Below are 230 nucleotides of genomic sequence, written 5' to 3'. Positions count from 1 at the left end.
GGATATAACATGAGCTGTCTTCGGTATCGTCGTATCCCACTACCGAGATGTCCGCACCAACGCGCAGCCCGGACTCGGTAATGGCGCGCATTGCGCCCAGCGCCATCTGATCGTTGGCAACCAGCATCGCAGTGGGAACGATGCCCTCATTCAGCATTTGCATGGTTTGTTGAAAACCGGACATGGCACTCCAGTCGCCTTCCCGTTCCGCTATCGGCTGAATTTGATTG

General features: G+C 55.7%; 1 protein-coding gene. It reads right to left on the bottom strand.

The annotated features are described in order from the left end of the window. On the bottom strand, positions 1–230 hold a 230-nt coding region (locus JFU56_RS22825), incomplete at both ends, for a substrate-binding domain-containing protein (protein WP_198439475.1).

Origin of the sequence: Moritella sp. F3, from assembly GCF_015082335.1 — a bacterium.
GTDB lineage: Bacteria > Pseudomonadota > Gammaproteobacteria > Enterobacterales > Moritellaceae > Moritella.
This window is presented reverse-complemented; position numbering and strand designations above follow the sequence as displayed.